Source organism: Treponema sp. (assembly GCF_024696245.1).
Lineage (GTDB): Bacteria > Spirochaetota > Spirochaetia > Treponematales > Treponemataceae > Treponema_D.
Genome location: NZ_JAILGZ010000006.1, coordinates 15,623 through 35,935 on the forward strand (window position 1 = coordinate 15,623; position 20,313 = coordinate 35,935).

General features: G+C 38.3%; 16 protein-coding genes. 6 read left to right on the plus strand and 10 right to left on the minus strand.

What is annotated here, in order from left to right:
* Positions 1–89 precede the first annotated feature (89 nt).
* Positions 90–1,343: a hypothetical protein gene (locus K6D58_RS00275; RefSeq protein WP_296826360.1), complete on the plus strand. Its 1,254-nt coding sequence runs from the start codon at positions 90–92 to the stop codon at positions 1,341–1,343.
* Positions 1,344–1,485: 142 nt separating this feature from the next.
* Here the strand turns inward: K6D58_RS00275 and K6D58_RS00280 are convergent, their stop codons facing one another.
* A complete protein-coding gene (locus K6D58_RS00280) occupies positions 1,486–1,887 on the minus strand; it encodes a hypothetical protein (protein WP_296826362.1) in 402 nt (133 codons plus the stop codon).
* A 222-nt stretch (positions 1,888–2,109) separates the two neighbouring features.
* On the opposite strand from K6D58_RS00280, the gene K6D58_RS00285 reads away from it, so the two are divergent.
* Together K6D58_RS00285 and gpmI are read left to right on the plus strand one after the other, a co-directional pair.
* Positions 2,110–2,580 carry a SecDF P1 head subdomain-containing protein gene (locus K6D58_RS00285; protein ID WP_296826364.1) on the plus strand — a complete coding sequence of 157 codons (471 nt, stop codon included), beginning with the start codon at positions 2,110–2,112 and terminating at the stop codon, positions 2,578–2,580.
* 138 nt (positions 2,581–2,718) lie between these two features.
* The gene (gene gpmI, locus K6D58_RS00290; protein WP_296826366.1) at positions 2,719–4,386 is read left to right on the plus strand and encodes a 2,3-bisphosphoglycerate-independent phosphoglycerate mutase; all 1,668 of its coding nucleotides are present in this window, start codon (positions 2,719–2,721) and stop codon (positions 4,384–4,386) included.
* 82 nt (positions 4,387–4,468) lie between these two features.
* Here the strand turns inward: gpmI and K6D58_RS00295 are convergent, their stop codons facing one another.
* The 9 genes from K6D58_RS00295 to K6D58_RS00335 form a co-directional block, all read right to left on the minus strand.
* Positions 4,469–6,880 (minus strand): glycoside hydrolase family 94 protein, encoded by a 2,412-nt coding sequence (locus K6D58_RS00295; RefSeq protein WP_296826368.1) that lies wholly within the window; start codon positions 6,878–6,880, stop codon positions 4,469–4,471.
* Between the two features lie 81 nt (positions 6,881–6,961).
* Complete coding sequence (locus tag K6D58_RS00300; RefSeq protein ID WP_296826370.1) at positions 6,962–7,909, minus strand: metallophosphoesterase; 948 nt, start codon at positions 7,907–7,909, stop codon at positions 6,962–6,964.
* Between the two features lie 51 nt (positions 7,910–7,960).
* On the minus strand, positions 7,961–8,410 hold the full coding sequence (locus K6D58_RS00305; RefSeq protein WP_296826372.1) for a YkgJ family cysteine cluster protein: 450 nt from the start codon (positions 8,408–8,410) through the stop codon (positions 7,961–7,963).
* A 57-nt stretch (positions 8,411–8,467) separates the two neighbouring features.
* Complete coding sequence (locus K6D58_RS00310; protein ID WP_486389742.1) at positions 8,468–10,057, minus strand: glucose-6-phosphate isomerase; 1,590 nt, start codon at positions 10,055–10,057, stop codon at positions 8,468–8,470.
* A 71-nt stretch (positions 10,058–10,128) separates the two neighbouring features.
* A complete protein-coding gene (gene argR, locus K6D58_RS00315; protein WP_296826374.1) occupies positions 10,129–10,602 on the minus strand; it encodes an arginine repressor in 474 nt (157 codons plus the stop codon).
* A gap of 93 nt (positions 10,603–10,695) precedes the next feature.
* Entirely contained in the window at positions 10,696–13,266 is a 2,571-nt protein-coding gene (locus tag K6D58_RS00320; RefSeq protein ID WP_296826376.1) for an endonuclease MutS2, read from the minus strand.
* 1 nt (position 13,267) lies between these two features.
* Complete coding sequence (locus K6D58_RS00325; protein WP_296826378.1) at positions 13,268–13,924, minus strand: HAD family hydrolase; 657 nt, start codon at positions 13,922–13,924, stop codon at positions 13,268–13,270.
* A gap of 4 nt (positions 13,925–13,928) precedes the next feature.
* Positions 13,929–14,768 carry a metal ABC transporter permease gene (locus tag K6D58_RS00330; protein WP_296826380.1) on the minus strand — a complete coding sequence of 280 codons (840 nt, stop codon included), beginning with the start codon at positions 14,766–14,768 and terminating at the stop codon, positions 13,929–13,931.
* 24 nt (positions 14,769–14,792) lie between these two features.
* Positions 14,793–15,572, minus strand: a complete 780-nt coding sequence (locus K6D58_RS00335; RefSeq protein ID WP_296826382.1) for a metal ABC transporter ATP-binding protein — start codon at positions 15,570–15,572, stop codon at positions 14,793–14,795.
* Between the two features lie 150 nt (positions 15,573–15,722).
* Here K6D58_RS00335 and K6D58_RS00340 point away from each other — a divergent pair, with 150 nt between their 5' ends.
* The 3 genes from K6D58_RS00340 to K6D58_RS00350 all read left to right on the plus strand — a co-directional run bounded on the left by K6D58_RS00340 (position 15,723) and on the right by K6D58_RS00350 (position 20,313).
* On the plus strand, positions 15,723–16,550 hold the full coding sequence (locus tag K6D58_RS00340) for a pyridoxamine kinase (protein WP_296826384.1): 828 nt from the start codon (positions 15,723–15,725) through the stop codon (positions 16,548–16,550).
* An 88-nt stretch (positions 16,551–16,638) separates the two neighbouring features.
* Positions 16,639–18,378 (plus strand): ABC transporter ATP-binding protein, encoded by a 1,740-nt coding sequence (locus K6D58_RS00345; RefSeq protein WP_296826387.1) that lies wholly within the window; start codon positions 16,639–16,641, stop codon positions 18,376–18,378.
* 21 nt (positions 18,379–18,399) lie between these two features.
* Positions 18,400–20,313 (plus strand): ABC transporter ATP-binding protein, encoded by a 1,914-nt coding sequence (locus K6D58_RS00350; RefSeq protein WP_296826389.1) that lies wholly within the window; start codon positions 18,400–18,402, stop codon positions 20,311–20,313.

The following is a 20,313-nucleotide window of genomic DNA, read 5'->3' on the forward strand; positions in this document are numbered from 1 at the left end:
AGCGTTAGTTAACTTATACTAATATTCCGTATGGAATACACAAAAAAAAAGGGAAGGTTCTTTTAAAGGAACTTTCAAAAGGAAGCGATATGCTCAAAAAAATTTTTATTTTAATGATGGCATCTGCCGTTCTTAGTATGGGAATCATGTCATGTTCAGATAATGATTCAGATAATTCTAATGATACAGATCTTGATTCAAAGATCAGTAGCAGCAGCACTTCTTATACTGCTTATTATGGCTCTTATTTTACAGGAAGTGATTCAAGTGACAGTCTTGTAAGTCTTCTTGTTCTTGAAGATTCAGCTGTAGTTTTCAGCGGTGATACAAGTGTTACATATTCATCTGTATCCTGGACAGAAGAGGATTCTTCCTGGCTTCTTGAATGCCGCAGTGATTCTTCTGATGCAGATGCAGCTGCCAGTGTAACTTTTACTTCTTCAGATGATGGAGTTACAGCCCTTTATGATGATGTAAGTCTTACACAGGTAAACATGGAAGCTGTTTCCGGAGAAAATGTATTCTGGGGAATTGATTCTTCTAGTCTTTCTTCTGTTTTCCTTACAGTTACAAGTGCTGACCTTAATTCTGATGCCAGTGCTTATACAGGAAGTGCAGAAGTAAGTATTCAGACTGCAAGTACAACAACAGAAATCCTTCAGTCTTACAGCGGTACATATTCAGCCACTCCTTCTTCAGAAGAAGCAGATACTTATGTAATGACCCTTACTGACACTGAATCAGGTGAAAGTGTATCACTTACAGTTACCATTGATTCATCTGAAGCCCTGTCACTTTCTGCATCAGAAGTAAATGCTGATCTTAAAAAAGTAGAAGGTGAATATACAATCACTGCTTCCCTCAGCTGCTATGTTAATGCTATGGGTGGAGTAGAATTTGGAGAAAAGGTTTACAAGGATACATCAATCGTTAAATTTACAGATGGAACTTATTATGCAGATGTAGGTCTTGGAACAGGGACTGTTACAATTTATACAGTTACTTGTGATGTGTTTGTAGATCCACGTAATTCTGTTCCAGGCTACTACAGCGATGATTCAGTTGTAAGAACTTTCTATACAATCAGTGATGAAGGTGAAACTGCAGAACCTCCAAGTACAGATGAAGATGCAGAAAGTGGAGTAAGGTATGTTACATCCATGGTTCTTCCTGTAGACACAGAAACTTCTGAATACAATGTATGGCTTTACATTAATTCAAATGTAATGGGAGTTCAGTTCTGTGACGGTACAGGTTCATCATCATCAAATCACCCTGATGAATCCACACCTTATGTAGGTAAGGTTACCCTTGACTGGACAACTCTTGCTGCTGCAGAGTAAAAGGTTTTAATTTAAAAAATATTCTTCAATAAATAAAAGGCTCCGGATTTTAAGGTGAACTGAAGTGTGAAGTGCATCCTGAAATCCGGAGTTTTTCTTTTTTATACATTGATATTATTGAGAATCTTTTTTCTTTGAATTGTTATTCTTTTAGTGTAGAACTTATGCAGCTGGAGCTCATATTAATTTTAACTCCTGCTGCAGTATAGGAATCTCCATCAGCAGTATAGTAGGCAATGTTTTCGTAAACTGTATTTATGGATTTTATGCTTGAAAAATCTGAACACTTTTTCTTCAGGTCCATATTTAAATCCCTGGCTTCGGCACTTGCTGCCAGACCTTCAAGAAGTCTGAAGTGGTGTTCGTTTCCTGCTGTAATTTTACTTGCGACATTTTCTGTTGTTGAATCCATAAGATGCTGAACTGCTTCTTTTACGGTTGCGGTAGACAATTGTCTTGCAATAAGCATAAGGCTTAAGTTTGAAACAATTGCAATTAACAATACAAGAATAGTAAGTTTTAATTTAAGGCTGTGTAGTTTCATTTAAATCTCTCCATTCTGGTCAAATATTTTAATTCACAAAATTCAAAATTAAAGTAAGGCTGTCATATTGATAAAAAAATTATATTTCTTTTAATTTCAATTAAGATTCAGATTATATTTTCTTGATGCGCTCTCTATGCAAAAGCTCTTTTATCTGACTGTATTAAAGTTAAAAAATAATTTAAGATATATTCAATGTTTTAAAGTCATGGAGGAATAAATATGACTGACAAAAGATTTTTACTTGCTGCTCTTGCCCTTTCTTTAGCCCTTGTTTTTACAGGCTGTAAGTCTGCCGGATTTGGAGGAAGGTCTTCTTCCAGTTTTGTAAGGATTTCTCAGGTAACCAGTCCCTTTGATGAAAATATTGCCGGCAGGACTGCCTATAATGTAGATGGAGAGGAAATCCTGATTTTAAATAAAATAGATTTCAATGATGACGATTTTGAAAAAGTTGAACTTCATGAATCTGACGGGGATTATTATTTAAGCTTTACTTTTACAGAAGATGCCACCCTTCGTTTTGCCCGGTATACTGAAGAACATATTGGTTCAAGGTTTGCCCTTCTTGCAGACAATAAGGTACTTGTACATGCAGTAATTGTGGATCCTATTCCTGGTGGTGAACTTTACATTCCTGTAGAAAAAGAAGAGGGCCTCTACATAAGCAGCAGCTTTAAGAGCCGTAAATAGTTCTTTTTAAGCCTGGTTTTTATGAGCCGGGCTTTTTTTAAGCTTATGTAAATATTTCTCATGTAAATTGTAAAAAAATTGCATATTTACTATAATTTTAGATGTTGAAAATCAGTTAGACTTTCTAGGAGATAAAAAATGGCAGACACAATGCACGCTTTGGAAAAAAATCCAAATTGGAAAGGCAGAAGAGGTCCGGTCGTTCTTGTAATTATGGACGGTGTCGGATATGGAAAGTATGAAGAAGGAGATGCAGTTAAGGCTTCACGTATGGAATATCTTGACTGGCTTACTGCTAACTGTCCTCATACAAAACTTAAGGCACATGGTACTGCTGTAGGTCTTCCTACAGATGACGACATGGGTAACTCAGAAGTTGGTCACAATGCTATGGGTTGCGGCCGTGTATTTGCTCAGGGTGCCAAACTTGTAGGCGAAAGCATTTCTTCAGGTTCAATGTTCAAGGATGCAACATGGCAGAAGCTTGCTAAAAATGCTGCAGAAAAAAACACTACAATGCACTTTATCGGTCTTGTTTCTGACGGTAACGTTCATGCTCATATTGATCACCTTAAGGCAATGGTAGCTCAGGCTGCTAAAGACGGTGTTAAAAAAGTTCGCGTTCATGCCCTTCTTGACGGTCGTGACGTAGATCCTACATCAGCCCTTAATTACATCACTCCACTTGAAGAATATCTTGCTTCTTTTAAGGACTGTGATTACAGAATCGCTTCCGGTGGTGGACGTATGTATATGACTATGGACCGCTACAATGCAGACTGGTCTATGGTTCAGCGCGGATGGTATGCTCACGTTCTTGGTGAAGGCCGTATGTTTGAAAGCGCAACTAAAGCAATTGAAACTTACCGTGCAGAAGTTCCTGGCGTTCTTGATCAGGATATGCATGAATTTGTAATTGCAGAAAACGGAAAACCTGTTGGAACAATCAATGACGGAGACAGCGTAATTTACTTTAACTTCCGTGGTGACCGTGCCCTTGAAATCACAAAGGCTTTTGAAACAGCAGCAGATGCAGACTTCCCTTACTTTGACAGAAAGAGAGTACCTGCAGTTGAATATGCCGGAATGATGGAATACGACGGAGACGCACATATTCCTGCACAGTACCTTGTTAACCCGCCAAGCATTGACCGCACAATGGGTGAATACCTTACAAAGACTGGTGTAAAACTTCTTGCAATTTCTGAAACTCAGAAATACGGACACGTTACATACTTCTTTAACGGAAACAAGCAGGGTAAATTTGACGAAAAGCTTGAAGACTACGTTGAAGTTCCATCTGATGTTGTTCCATTTGAACAGCGCCCTTGGATGAAGTGTGCAGAAATTGCTGATAAAGTAATCGAAGCAATTAAGAGCGGTAAGTATGATCATATCCGTCTTAACTTCCCTAACGGTGACATGGTAGGACACACAGGTGTATTTAATGCAGTTGTATGTTCTATGGAAGGTATGGACCTTCAGCTTGGAAGAATCCGTGATGCAATTAAAGAAGCCGGTGGTATTATGTGTGTAACAGCTGACCACGGTAACTCTGACGATATGTATGAACACGCAAAAGACGGTTCAGTTAAGAAGGATAAGGAAGGAACACCAAAGGCTAAGACTTCTCACTCCCTTAACCCTGTTCCTGCTATTATCTATGACCCTGAATACAAGGGTGAATACGATAATACTAAACTTAACGATGGTCTTGGAATCAGCTCATGGCCTGCAACTCTTATGAACCTTATGGGTTACTTTGCACCAACTGATTATGACAAGTCTATTATTAACCTTAAGTAGTATTACTTCTTAAAGTAAAAGACCACGGCTTTTTTAAGGCTGTGGTCTTTTTTTTTGCTTAAATATTTTATTACAAAAACAACTACATTATGATTTTTACTTCTGTTTTGTCCGTGAGTTTTTCTTCCGGAATAAAGTTGTCATAATATTTCTCACCATTCACATAGAATTCAGAAATACCTGATTCATTACCTTCAGGATTTTCTACACTTATAAAAAGCCTTTTTCCCCTGAAAGATTTTTCCACAGTAAAACTCTTCCATTCAGACGGAACTGCAGGTTGTATAATGATTCCGTCTATAACCGGTCTTATGCCAAGTATTCCTTCAACACAGGCTGTCATTACAGTAGATGCTGTTCCTGTAAGCCAGTGAACATGGGAGCGTCCAAAGTGGGGGCTGTCTTTACCTTCCGTAAACTGTCCGTAGCAGAAAGGTTCCATTTTTCTTATTTCTGCTTTATCGTTCCATGCAGCAGGGGCATTTTCCATAAAGTATCTCCAGGCACTGTTACCCTTTCCCCTTAGGCTTTCTGCAAGAATAAGCCATCCCTGGGTCTGAGAAAATATTCCTGCATTTTCTTTAGTGCCGCAGTTGTAGATAACCGCAAGGGCTCCATCAAAGGCATGGGAGTGGTAGGGTGGATTCATCAGCATTGCACCATATTCAGTGTTAAGAAGTTTTTCTACATTCTTCATGGCCTTATTAGCCTGACTTTCATCAGCAAGCCCTGAAATAACAGCCCAGCTTTGAGGATTAAGCCACATGGAAGCTTCCTTATCATTACGCTTTCCTATAACTTCACCTTTTTCTGTAAAGCCTCTTATGAATCTGTCTTTGTCCCAGCACAAATCATTGATTCTTTTTTTAAGGGCTTCCTGTGCCTTTTCAAGATAAAGAAGGTATTCATAGTCATCCTTTATTTTTGCAAATATTTTCATGACAGTCATTGCATAATAAAACTGCATTGCTACAAAAGTTGATTCACCTTCAGCTCCCAGTCTTAAGCAGTCATTCCAGTCAGCGTACAAGCCTGCGGGTAAATCATGAGGACCAAGATGTTCTTCAGAAAAGTTAATAGCTCTTTTGAGATGTTCATAAACACTTGCCTGATCTCTGTTTGCAAATGGAATTACTTCGTCAAGAAATTTTATATCTCCAATTTCAGTAATGTACTTGTATACAGTAGGGAAGAGCCAGAGGGCGTCATCTGCACGGTAAGCTGGATGACCTGTTTCTTTGACATAAGAAGGATCATCCGGGGTGTTTTCATGTCCGGCCTTATGGGTAAACTTTACCAGAGGAAGTCCTGCTCCATTATCTACCTGGGCTGAAAGCATAAAGGAAATTTTTTCTTTAGCCATTTGTGGACTAAGGTGAATGATTCCCTGAATATCCTGAACTGTATCCCTGTAGCCGTAACCGTTTCTTAAGCCGCAGTAAACAAAGGATGCAGCCCTGGACCAGATAAAAGTCATAAAACAGTTGTAAGGGTTCCAGATATTTACCATGGAATTAAATACTTTGTCTGGTGTGTTTACTTTTAGATTATTAAATTTGCTGTGCCACCATTCCTTTAATTCATTTAACTGGGATTCAACTGTAAGCTGAGTGTTTTTATATCCTTCTATAATTTTATCTGCTTCTTTTGCATATTTCATTCCAACTATAAAGGCAATGGTTTTTGTCTCTTCCGGCTTTAGCTCTATATCTGTAGAAAGGGCACCGCAGGAGTTTTCGTTATAGGAAGAAATATTGTGCAGGTCTCCGTTTTCTACACCGGCAGGATTATTATAACTTCTGTATTTTCCTAAAAAAGATTCCTTATCACCGCACCATGAAGAAACTTTTGCTCCTGCAAGACCAAAGAATCTTTCGGTTTCAATTTTATTATCTACAGGTCTTGATTTTTCTATGTCAGAAAGATTTCCGTGAATCTGCTGTATCACTTTGTTATTTTCAAAAAGGGTTCTTGAAATAAAAAGGGAATACTGAAGGTTAACCTGATCCTGTTCATAGTTAGAATTATTTGTAAACTCTGCATAGCCTGTTACTGTAAGACTGCGTTTTTTATTGCTGCAGTTTTTTATAGTTAAGGCCCATACTTCATGAGTGGAGTCTAAAGGAACATAATAAGCTGCCTTAGCCTGAATCCCCGAATAGAAGCTTTTAAAAGTTGTATAGCCTGTACCATGACGGCATTCATTTTTATATTCATTAAGATTTTTTCCTACAGGCTGCCAGGATGTAGACCAGTAATCTTTGCTTTCATTATCCCTTATGTAAATGTATCTGCCGGGGGTGTCACTGCCGTTAAATATGTAACGCAGTATTCTTCCATTTGCTCCGGATTTTACAAAACTGTATCCCCCTGCGTTGTTAGAGATAATTGCTCCGTATTCTGGTGAGCCAAGATAGTTTGCCCAGGGTGCAGGAGTATCTGGTTTTGTTATTACATATTCTTTATTTTCATCATCAAAAAATCCGTACTGCATAATGTCCTCCTTATAGTTCTGCTTATTTTAAGAGGAGGGGGGATTATTTTCGTAACAGATTCTTGCTGAAAATATCAAAAATCAGTTATTTATTTTTATATCGATAATTACAAGTTCGGGATTATTAAGTATTCGTGGAATTCCAGGACACTGGTAGGAAAGTCCCCTGCTTACGATAAAAGTAACCTGACCTTCTGTTAAAGCCTTGTCATTTTTATCTTTTATTAAATTATTATCTGAATCAAAATCATAACGGCCTCCGGCAAACTCTGGAAAAAGTCCCTGCATAGGAGCATAAAGTCCGTTTATTCCAGGGAATCTCCACTGACCTCCGTGGGCATGGCCTGACAGAATCAGGTCAAATTTATAAGGGCCTTTAAGATAGCTGTATATGTATTCAGGTCTGTGGGCAAGTAAAATGGAACACAGGGTATCCTTACCCTTAAGTTTTTCTGCCTGACTGCAAACAGAGTCAATTCTTTTTTCATAGGCAGTTTTGTTTTCGTATATTTTTTCACGGTGGTAAATGTCCAGGTCTGCAAAGGGATCCTGTAAACCTGCAAGTATTATTTCTTTTCCTTTAACATTAATTTTTACAGCCTGGTCTCTTAAAATTATTCCTCCATATTCTTCAATGATATAAGAGTATTCATCATTGTGATAATTATAATATTCATGGTTGCCGTTTATGTAGTAAAAGGGGCAGAGTTCCTTTATTCCTTTAAGAAGAATGCGGACATTGTCTATTGGTTTAATGCCGGGACGGTCAAAGTCAAAGGTATCACCGGTAAAAACAATAAGGTCTGGCTTTGCTTCCCTGATTTTATTCAGAAGCTTTTCTTCGTTTTTGCCAAAGTCATTACTGTGAAAGTCTGATACCTGAACAATTCTTAGCCCGGAATCTTTTTCTTCTGAAGTATTGTTTACCGGGCTTTTTATAGTATAGGCCGGTGTGTGAATGGATCTGCAGGAAGATAAGGTAAGGCAGATAAAAGTAAATGCAAAAAAAATAAAGGACTTAACTTTCATATAAATAATTATACAGGAGCCTTGTTTTTTTTAGAAGAATAAATATTAGATTCAGTCAGCTTCAAGAGGCTTTCTTTCACAGTATTTTTTTACTTCTTCATTAATTTCTTCAGTCGGATGAACCTGGCCGCAGTTAATTCCAGGACACTTTTGTCCCTGTTTATTCCAGCTTTCTTTATCTTTTATAATTTCAGGCCAGAAGGGGTAGGTACTGCATTGAAGGGGACGAGCTATATAACACTGACAGCCACCCTTGCCCTGACAGAGACTCTGATCCCAGAAGATGCAGTCACCTTTCTGCAGTGTTTTTAGTATAAGCCAGTTTTTTCCCTGGTTATCTTCAATGCTGCGGCAGTAAACTTTTTTAAACTGCTCTTCCTTAAGTTCTGCCCATTTACAGAGCCTGTCTAAATCATCTTGAGAAAGTCTTACAACACCGCCTTCAAAACGGCAGCACCAGGAACATTGCTGACAGGAAAATTTAATATCTTCGTTAATCATGATTTTAAAAAGAAAAAGGGACTGCCCCCAAAGTATTAAGGACAGTCCCGCTTTTATTTATTTAATAAGAAGGCTTGCGTATGCAGAAAGAACAGGATCCATATCTTTAGAAAGAACTGCCTTAGCAAGAGTCTTTCCAAGCTGAACACCTTCCTGGTCAAAGCTGTTTACATTCCAGAGGAAGCCCTGGAACATTACTTTGTTTTCAAAGTGTGCAAGAAGGGCACCAAGACTTTCAGGAGTAACAGATTTTCCCCAGATTAATGAAGAAGGTCTTTCACCTGCAAAGAACTTGTTAGGATTTTTATCATCTTTTCCGCAGGCAAATGCAACAATCTGTGCACTTACGTTTGCAGCAAGTTTAGTCTGGCTTGTTGAACCCTGGATAGTTACATCTTTACCAGTCTGATTTTTCTGGAAGGCGATGAACTGAAGAGGGATAACATTTGTTCCCTGATGAAGGAGCTGATAGAAAGAGTGCTGTCCGTTTGTACCAGGTTCACCAAAAATAACAGGACCTGTTACATAAGAGATTTTCTTTCCAAAGCGGTTAACGCTCTTTCCGTTAGATTCCATATCAAGCTGCTGAAGGTGAGCAGGGAATCTTGAAAGTGCCTGTGAGTATGGAAGAACTGCTGTTGATGGAAGTCCGAGAACATTGCGTTCATAAAGACCGATAAGGGCATCCATAAGGGCAGGGTTCTTTGTAACATCCTTTTCCATTGCAGTCTTATCTTCTTCTGCAGCACCCTTAAGGAATTTTGCAAATACATCAGGACCAAATGCAAGTGAAAGAATTGCTCCACCTACAGCTGATGTAGAAGAGTAACGTCCACCGATAAAGTCATCCATAAAGAAGCAGTCCATGTAATCAGGATTGTTTACAAGTGGAGAAGTTTCACTTGTTACAGCAATCATGTGTTTTGCAACAGTTAATCCTGCCTTTTTGATTGCATCTTTTACGAAAGATTCGTTTGTAAGTGTTTCAAGAGTTGTTCCTGATTTAGAAACAAGAATGAAAATTGTTTTACCAATATCAATTGAGTTAAGTACAGCTGCTGCATCATCAGGGTCAACATTGGAAATAAATTTAGCTTCCATTTTGAAAGTGTTGTTAGCCTTTGCCCAGTTTTCAAGAGCAAGGTACATGGCACGTGGACCAAGGTCTGAACCACCAATACCAATCTGACATACAGTTGTATATTTTTCACCTCTTTCGTTGGTGAGTTTTCCTGAATGAACTTTGTTTGCAAATTCTGCAATTCTGTTCTGAACTTTAACGTAGAAGTCACGCTTGTTAACTCCGTCTACTACTACATCTTTTCCAAGCTGTCCGCGGGTAAGGTGGTGAAGAACCATGCGCTGTTCTCCAGTGTTAACAACTTCACCGTTGTAGAGGGCTGCGAATTTTTCAAGAAGCTGATCTTCTTTAGTAATTGCCTTGAATACTGAAATGATCTGCTTATTTACTGCTTTTGCAGCGTAGTTGTAAGTAAGGCCTGCGCTCATTGGAATAGAAAATTCAGCAACGCGTTTTGCTCCTGATGCACCTTTAAGTGCTGATGCAAGTGAAACTGAATTCTTGAGAGACTGAAGCTTTTTGTAGCTTTCAAGTTTGTTAAGGTTGTTCCAAGAAATTTCTGCCATAATAAACTTCCTTTAGTTTTTTATTTCATGCACAATCATATAAGATGTGCCTGTTTCTTATTTAAGCCGGATTATTCTTCATCAAGATCCGGAATTATTTTTTTAAGGGCTGTCATAAAGTCGCTGCCTGTAACCCCTTCCCTGAGGCATGCAAAAATACAATTGTCACCTGCTACGGTACCAAGTATTTCATCCATGTTCAATGCATCCAGGGCATTTGAAACTGAATCTGCATGTCCGCCGAAAGTTTTTATTACTACAATGTTACCGCTGTAGTCTATGCTTACATAACCACGTAAAAAATCCTGTACGTAAATCTGTTCGTTTTCCCTGGAATCTGCTTCTTCTGGAAGAGTGTAGACATAACCTGACTGTCCGTCACTGACTTTACCTACTCTAAGGAGCTTAAGGTCTCTGGAAAGTGTAGCCTGTGTTACTTCATAGCCTTCTTTTTGTAAAAGACCCAGTAATTCATCCTGGCTTTCGATTCTGTTGTTTTTGATAAGCTTCCTGACAGCCTTAAGTCTGGTTGAACGTTCTTTCATTTTATTCCCTATGCAAAAATATACTTAATATTGTATAAATATACAGTTTTTTAACTTTGTTTACAACAAGGACAGGGAATCTTAAAGCCATCTTTAATCCAGTTCTACGTAAGTTTTACCTGTTCCTCCTGCTTCCGGAAGTGCAAATGAAAAGTTTTTTACCCCCGGATAATTTGACAGTAAATCGTGTACAGCCTGCTGAAGTATTCCGTTTCCCTTACCGTGAATTATTGAAAAGTTCTTAAAGTTGTAAATTGCACATAAGTCCAGCTGCTTCTTTAAAGCCTTAATTGCTTCTTCATATCTCATTCCTAAAAGACGGAGTTCGTATTTTGGAGCTTCGTCACTTTCTGAAGAAGATTTTTCAAGAACATAATCTGCCTTACTGCTGACAATACTTTTTTCTATATTAACAGGAACCAGGGCATTTTCCTTAACATTCATTTTAAGGAAGCCAAACTGAACGCTCCAGGTGTCGGAATTTATTTTTCTTACTAAAGTTCCCTTGCGTTTTTCTTTTCCTGCCAGAACTTCCATACCTTCTGCAAGTACAATTCTTTTTTCTTCCTTCTTCTTTTTATTTTCCGGAAGGGAAGAATAAGTCTGAGGCTGAGCATTTTTAAGGGCATCCTTATTGGAAGTTTTTTTGCTTGTCTTTTTATTTGAAGCATGAGCTCCTTTAAGTTTAGAAAGCCTTATGCCGTTACTTGAGATTTCTTCTTCTTCTCTTTCTGCCTTTAATTTTTCTTCTTCAAGATTTTTTTTCTGAAGCTTTATATTTTCTTCCTGTTCTTCTATCTGGGAATTAAGCTGGGAAATAAAATCCTTTACCCCAAGAGTTTTTTCTCTTGTGATTTCTCCTTCCCTTAATTCACGGACAAGATTTTCAAGTCGGCTTCTTGTTTCTTTTACAAAGTCACTGTTCTGAGATCTTTCTTTTTTCTTTATTTCGATTTCCCTTTCAAGAAGATTGTTTTCCCTTGAGTGAAGCTTGTGGCTCTTAATCATAAGTTCGGAGTTTTTAATGTTTTCTTCTTTAAGCAGCTGGTCCAGTTCTTCGTGCTTTGCAGTAAGTCCTTTTATAAGAGTGCTTACATCTGACTGCTGGGTAGAAATATAGTTTCTTGCTTTTGAAATTATTTCTTCTTCAAGACCGGCATTCACTGCAATATCAATGGCATGACTTTCTCCCGGAACTCCCATAAGAAGTCTGTAAGTTGGAGAGAGATTGTCCTGATTAAATTCAACACTGGCATTTATACAGTATGGATTAGTATAGCCGTAATTTTTAAGGACACCGTGATGGGTTGTTGCAATTACAAAAGCCTTTTTTTCTATAAGGTTATCAAGAACAGCCATTGCAATTGCAGAACCTTCCTGTGGATCCGTACCGCTTCCCAGTTCATCAAGAAGAACCAGGGATTTTTCTCCGGCATACTTTGTCATTTCTGCCATTTTTTTCATGTGGGCAGAGAAGGTACTTAAGGACTGATCAATGGACTGCTCGTCTCCAATGTCTGCAAAAACTGAATCAAAGTAAGGAAGTCTTGTTCCTTCTGCAGCAGGTAAAGGAAAACCTGCCTGATTTAAAAGACAGAAGAGGGCAATGGTTTTTAATGTTACGGTTTTTCCACCAGTATTAGGCCCGGTAATTATAAGGACTCTTTTTTGTCCCATAAAGTTAATGTCTACAGGAACAGCTTTTTCTTTAAGAAGAGGGTGGCGGGCTGCTGCAATTCGGGGAGGTTCCTTTGTCATGTCACATTCTTCTGCAAATACTCCTGAAGTTTTTATAAGCTGTCTTGCTGCTGCCAGGGTAGAGTCAAGGAAAAGCATTTTATTAAAGCAGGTAATAAAATCATTTTTATATGGAGAAAGTTTTGCAGTGAGCTCTTTAAAAATAAGTCTCAGCTGACTTTCAAGATTAAACTCTTCCTGAATAAGGGCGTTACCTGCCTGAACTGCTTCCAAAGGTTCTATATAAACTGTCTGTCCGGAAGCACTTACTTCGTGAATGATTCCGTTAATCTGATTTCTGCAGCTGGCCTTTACGGCAATAAGTTCCCTGTCTGCTTTAAAAGCCGGAACCTGTGACTGAAGTATTCCGGAAAAAGCTGAATCAGATGTGTATTTTCTAATGGCATTTTCTATTTCTTTTCTAAGGGCAGAAATTTTATTTTTTATTTCCCTGATTTGAGGAAGGTCTTTAACGCTGCCGTCCTGATTTAAAATCCTGAATATTTCTGTATGGGGATTTTTTAAGGAAGGCATATCCTTTACCGTTTTGTAAAGTTCAGGAATTTCAAATTCCATGGAGGCAGAGGTAATTGAATCTGCAGCCTTTTCACAGGAAAAAGCAAAAAGTCCCAGGGCATAAATCTGGTCCTGTAACAGCTGGGCTCCTTCTACATCCAATTGTTCAAAAAGATCATTTACCTGAGGCCAGGGACTAATGGCTGCCGGTCTTGTAGAGTTAAGATAAGTGCACCATTCCCTGCCGGCTTTCTTTAAGCTGCGTATTGTCTCAATGTCACAGCTGGCTTCTCTTTGCTGAATGTATTCCTGAGTTTCTTCGCTTACTGCATTAAGGGCAATCTCATCCCTTACCCTGTAAAAATCAAGTTCCCGGGCAATCTGTCCGCTTAAAAAATTATTTTCCTGCATGTTAAAATTCCAGAAGCTGAAGTAATTCTTCAGGCTTGTCGATTATTGTGTCTGCCTTGTGTTCAATAAGAAACTCTCTTCCTTTAAAACCCCAGCTTACACTTATACATTTAAGTCCGGCATTTTTTGCTGTTTCAATATCAACTTCAGAATCTCCTACGTAAATGCATTCTTCTTTTTTAAGATTAAGATGTTTCATTACTTTTAAAACTGTATCAGGAGCAGGCTTTCTTTTTACTCCTGCACATTCACCAATACAGCATTCATTATCCATATATTTAGAGAAGAAAATTTCTGCAAGGGATTTTACCTGGGCATCAGGTTTATTTGAAACAATAGCTGTAGTGATATTTTTAGCCTTAAGGAAATCAAGCATTTTAATTATTCCATCATAAGGTTTTGTTTTTACCAGGGAATGTTCTGCATAGTGACTTCTTAAATCTGCAAGAACTTTTTCGTAAAGAGGATTTTCTTTTCCCTGGGGAAGGGCACGGTGGGCAAGAAGTCCCAGACCGTTTCCAACAAAGCTTCTGACTTCATCAATACTTCTTTCTGCAAAACCATTTGTTTTTAAAGCATAGTTTGTACTGGCAGCAAGATCTTCCAGAGTGTTAAGGAGGGTTCCGTCCAGATCAAAAATTATTGCCTTTACCTTCATTTTATCAGCCTGCCTTTTTACGGAATGCAAGACAGAAAATAAAAATGACTGTGTTGGTAAGAACAATCGTAGCTCCGCTTGCAGATCCCAGATAGTATGAAATACAAAGTCCTGTAATGCCGCTTATAAAGGCACTTAAAATAGAAAAGCCCAGGTACTGTCTTGAAGAGCGGCTTATCATTCTTGCAGAGGCTGCAGGAAGAACAAGAAGGCTGTTGATTACAAGAAGTCCTGTCCATCTTAAACTTAAAGTAACAATGGCGGCAGTAATCAGGGCAAAAATCTGTTCTATTAAAAAAGTTTTTATTCCCCGGCTTTTTGCAAAAGTTGAATGAAGGGAAGTAAGAAGCATGTGGTTGTAAAAAACAATCCATATAACAAAAAGAAGAATTCCGGAAATAAAAAGCAGGAGAATTTCCTCCGGTCTTATGCTTAAAATATCTCCGGTTAAATATTTCTGATATTTACTTAAACTGCTTGTGGCACTTAAAAGAACAATTCCCAGGGCAACAGATGCAGAAGAAAAAACTCCAATGATTGTATCTGCAGAAGCTTTTCCCTTTATTTTTACAGTGATGATTGCAAAACCCAGTATTACGGAAAATCCAACCATTGCTGCAGTAACATCCCTCATTCCCAGAATAACGCCCAGAGCCACACCTGTAAGGGCTGAGTGTCCTATGGCATCACTAAAGAAAGCCATCTTGTTGGAAACAACAAAAGTACCCAGGGTTCCAAAAAGAGGACAGGCTATAAGAATTGCAAGAAAGGCATTTTTCATAAAATTCATTTCAAGCCATTCAAAGGGAAGAATTGTATCTATAATTGAATATATGCTTTCCATCTTTACTCTAAAATTCCTTACTGCTTAAAAATTGATTTTACCAAAGACTTCAATAAAATCTTTCTGAGAATATATTTCTTCAACTTTGCCAACGGATGCTTTTGTATTGTTTATGAATACAACCCTGTCTGCATGCTTTGCCACCAGGTCCAGGTCATGGCTTATAAGAAGAATTGTTATGTCGTAGTTGTGCCTGATGTCAGAAACCATTTCGTAAAAACTTTTAAGTCCAACACGGTCAACTCCGCTTACAGGTTCATCAAGAAGAAGAATGTCAGGAAGTGGATTTACAGCCAGAGCCAGCATAATCCTCTGAAGCTCTCCTCCGGATAAGTCACATACCCTTCTGGACATAAGGCCCTGGGCATGAGTAGAAGAAAGAATGTCAAAAACCATTTCCTTATCTTTTTTTGAATGAGGCAGCCATACAGGTTTTTTAGAAGTACAGCTTAATACTAAATCTTCTACACTTACAGGATTACCCTGGTCTACGGAAAGGGACTGAGGCACATAACCAAAGCGGGGTTTTTTAAGGGTAAGTGTCTTTCTGAAATGGGAAGAAGATTTTTTTGACAGCTGTGGATTATCACTTTCAAAGATAATTGTTCCGCTGTGAGGAATTACATCCAGCAGGGCTTTTATAAAAGTTGTTTTTCCTGCCCCGTTACGTCCTACTATGGCTGTAAGTTCTCCGCAATGAAGGTGCAGGTTTAAGTCCTTGAGAATAGTTTCGTTACCGGCTTTTACAGTGAGATTCTGGATTTTTGTACAGCAAACATGCTGCCTTCCTAAAATGCAAGACATGCCTTTATATTAGTGGAATTTACTTTTTTGTAGTAGCACCGGGGTACTTTTTATCTGGTATTATAAAAATATACTAAAATTGAGTATATCTATAATACCAGTTTTTTATTATTGTATTTGCAACTTTATTAATGACAGGGGGTCATTTTTATGGATGACAGACTTTTGACAATTCAGGATATTTCCTGTGTAGGACAGTGTTCCCTTACAGTAGCACTTCCGGTAATTTCTGCATGTGGAATCGAAACTGCAATTCTTCCAAGTTCAGTACTTTCCAATCATACAGCTCCTGGTTTTTCCGGATGGACATTTACAGACCTTACATCTGACATGCCTGTAATTCTTGAACGCTGGCTTAAAGAAAAAATTACTTTCAATGCTTTTTACACAGGTTATGTAAGCAAGGCTCAGATTCCATACATTCTTGATATTATAGAAAAGACCCGTCGTGAAAATTCACTGGTAATCGTTGACCCTGTTATGGCAGACAACGGAAAAATGTATGCAGGTTTTGGAGACGATTTTCCTGAAGAAATGAAAAAACTTGTTAAGCATGCAGACGTAATTCTTCCTAATATTACAGAAGCTTCTTTCCTTACAGGAATGGAATACAAAACTGAATATGATGAATCTTATATAGAAGAAATGTTAAAGAAACTTTATGCCCTTGGTGCTAAGGATGTGGTTTTAACAGGTGTATCTTTTGCCGCTGATAAACTTGGTGTTGCCTGCTATGACGGAAAGGACATTCAGTATTACTTTACAGAAAAACTTCCTGTAAGCGTACACGGAACAGGTGATGCCTATTCTTCTGCTTTTGCCGGTGCCCTTATGAGGGGAAAATCCCTTCTTGAAAGTGCATCAATTGCAGCAGACTTTGTTGTTGAATCAATAAAGAAAACTCAAGGGGATGCTGATCACTGGTACGGCGTTAAATTTGAAAAGGCCCTGCCATATCTTATTTCGAGATTGAATTAAAAACTATATGTAAAAATAATTCTTAAAGATATTCATTCATAACATTCTGTTTATTGTTAGCTTTAACATGATGTGATAGTTTAAAAGGATGAATATCTTTAAGAAACTTTTAAGTGGTCTTGAACGAAAATACAAGATTTATTCCTGTTTAGCTCCTCTTACAATGATAGGGGAAGTTTTAATGGAAACTGCAATTCCTTTAATGATGGCAAAAATCATAGATGTCGGGATTGCAGAAAGAAACCTTTCCTACGTAATTAAAGCCGGCCTTATAATGGTTTTAATGGCAATAGTTTCCCTTGCTTTTGGAATGCTGGGAGCCCGTTTTGGTGCAGTTGCAGCCTTAGGATTTTCCCGCAATTTAAGACGCCGTCTTTTTTCTAAAATACAGACTTTTTCTTTTGGAAATATTGACCGCTTTTCTACATCTTCCCTTATTACAAGGCTTACTACTGATGTAAACAATCTTCAGAATACTTATCAGATGCTGGTAAGAATCTGCTTTCGTGCACCTTTTATGCTTATAAGCGGAATTGCACTTTCCTGTTTTATAAGCCTGAGGCTGTCCGGAATTTTTGCAGTGTCAGTTCCTCTTCTTGCAGTCTGTCTTGTTCTTATTGCAGTTACTGCCTATCCAAGATTCAGAAAAATGCTGGAGTGCTATGACGGCCTTAACCTTACTGTTCAGGAAAATCTTACAGCCATAAGGGTTGTAAAAAGTTTTGTCCGCAGGGATTATGAAAACTCAAAGTTTGATTCTTCTGCCTCTTCCTTAAGGGATGCTCAGGTTAATGCAGAAAAAGTTGTAATACTTAATGCTCCCATAATGCAGCTTGTTGTTTATTCCTGTATTATTGCAGCCCTCTGGTTTGGGGGAAACATGATAATTACCGGTCATCTTAAAACAGGTCAACTGGTAAGTTTTCTTTCTTACATCGGTCAGATTCTTATGAGCCTTATGATGCTTTCCATGATTTTTATTACCATGGTTTTATCCCGGGCCAGTATTCAGAGAATTATAGAAGTCCTTGATGAAGAAGCAGAAATCCGTAATCCGGAAGACAAGAGTAAAACTTACTATAAGGTTGCCAACGGTACTATTGATTTTAAAAATGTTTCCTTTTCTTATTCATCTGATAAAAGTAAGGCTGTTCTTAATGATATAAACCTTCATATAGAAAGCGGTCAGATGGTGGGAATTATTGGCGGAACAGGTTCTTCCAAGACAACCCTTATTTCCCTTATACCCCGTCTTTATGATGCCTTTCAGGGCTCTGTAAGTGTAGCCGGTGTAGACGTAAGAAAGTATGACCTTAAAAGTCTCCGTGACAGTGTTGCAATTGTTCTTCAGAAAAACCTTCTCTTTAGTGGAAGTATAAGTGACAATCTCCGCTGGGGAAAAATGGATGCCTCTGATGAAGAAATCCGTCAGGCCTGCATTGCTTCTGATGCAGATGAATTTATAAGGACTCTTCCTGCCGGCTATAATACTGAACTGGGACAGGGTGGAGTAAACCTTTCCGGTGGCCAGAAGCAGAGACTTTGTATTGCCAGAGCTTTATTAAAAAATCCTGCCATACTTATTCTTGATGACAGTACTTCTGCAGTAGACACTGCTACTGATGCAAGAATAAGGAAAGCCTTAAGAAACAGTCTTCCATATACAACCAAACTTATTATTGCCCAGAGAATCAGTTCTGTAAAAGATGCAGACATGATAATAGTTATGGACAAGGGGTCTGTCAGCGGAATTGGAAGTCACCAGCAGCTTCTTGCAGAAAATAAAATCTACCGGGAAGTTTATGAATCCCAGCAGTCACAGAATTAATTTTTTTGGAGAAATAAAAATATGCCGCCAGTAAAAATGAGAGGTACAAGAAAACCAAAAAATACCTCAGCTGTAATTAAAAGACTTTTTAAATATGCTTCACAAAGCCGTGCCCTTTTTATTCTTGTTTTTATAGCAGTTGTAATCAGTGCCGGTGCTCAGGTTGCAGGAGATTCTTTTTTAAAGCCTGCTGTAAATGATTATATAATTCCTCTTTATAAAAAATTTTCATCCCGGGAAAATTTGACTTTTACGGATTTTATTCCCTTTGTAAAAATGCTTTTAATAATGGCCTCGATTTTTGCAGCAGGAGTTATTGCTACCTGGGTTAATGCAAGGCTTATGATTCATATTTCCACAAGAGTTCTCTTTAATATCAGGACAGAACTTTTTCATAAGATGGAAACTCTTCCCCTTAAGTATTATGACACCAATGCCCACGGTAACATTATGTCCCTTTACACAAATGATATTGATACCCTTCGTGACATGCTCAGCCAGACAGTGCCTCAGTTATTTTCAAGTCTTCTTTCTGTAAGCGGTGTTTTTGTAATGATGCTTATTGTCAGTCCCCTTCTTACTTTAATAATGCTTGTAACTGTTTTTGGAATGCTTTTTATTGCAGGCCAGGTTGGTAAGCACAGTGCAAAAAGCTTCAGGCTTCAGCAGGAGAATCTTGGTAAACTTAACGGTTATATAGAAGAAATTATTGAAGGTCAGAAGGTTGTAAAAGTCTTTAACAGGGAAGAACAGTCTGCTGTTGATTTTGCCCGCCTTAACGATGCACTTTGTCAGGCAGGTACCAGGGCAAATACTTATGGAAATTTCTTTGGACCTATTATGGGTAACTTAAGTCATGTCCAGTATGCGGTAATTGCCATTGCAGGAGCATTAAGGGTTATTCAGGGAGCTATGGACCTTGGAAGTATTGCAGCCTTCCTTCAGTATACAAGAAGTTTTTCACGTCCTGTTTCCATGATGAGCCAGCAGTTTAACAGTGTACTTAATGCTCTTGCAGGTGCAGAAAGAATTTTTTCAGTTATCGATGAAGAAAGTGAAGCTGATGATGGAAAGGTTCATCTTGTAAATGCAGTAGAAACATCTCCTGCTGCAGATAAAGAGGGTAAAGTTCATCTTACAGAAAGTTTTGCTCAGACAGGTCACTGGGCCTGGAAGTCTTCTTCCCTTATTGAATTGAAGGGAGATGTGGAATTTAAAAACGTAAGTTTCTCTTATGTTCCGGAAAAAGAAATCCTTCACTCAATAAATCTTCATGCCCGCCCTGGAGAAAAAATTGCCCTTGTAGGTTCAACAGGTTCCGGTAAAACAACGGTAACAAATCTTCTTACAAGGTTTTATGATATTGAAGATTCAAAGGGAATGATTACTTATGATGGTATTCCCCTTAAAGATATTGCAAAGGATGATTTAAGAAGGTCTCTGGGAATGGTATTGCAGGATACTCATCTTTTTACAGGAAGCATTCGGGACAATATCCGCTATGGAAATCTTGAAGCTTCAGAAAAGCAGATTATCGATGCAGCAAAACTTGCCAATGCCCACGATTTTATAATTCACCTGGACAAGGGTTATGATACAGTTATAAGCGGAGATGGTGGAAACTTAAGTCAGGGGCAGAGGCAGCTTCTTTCCATTGCAAGGGCTGCAGTTGCAGATCCTCCTGTTCTTATTCTTGATGAAGCAACTTCTTCCATTGATACCCGTACTGAGCGTCTTATAGAAACAGGTATGGACCGTCTTATGGAAGGCCGAACAGTTTTTGTAATTGCCCATCGTCTTTCTACAGTCAGAAATGCTGATGAAATTATAGTTCTTGAAAAAGGAAATATTGTTGAGCGGGGAAATCACGATCAGCTTATGAAAATGCAGGGAAGGTATTATAATTTATATACAGGCCGCTTTGATCTGGATTAA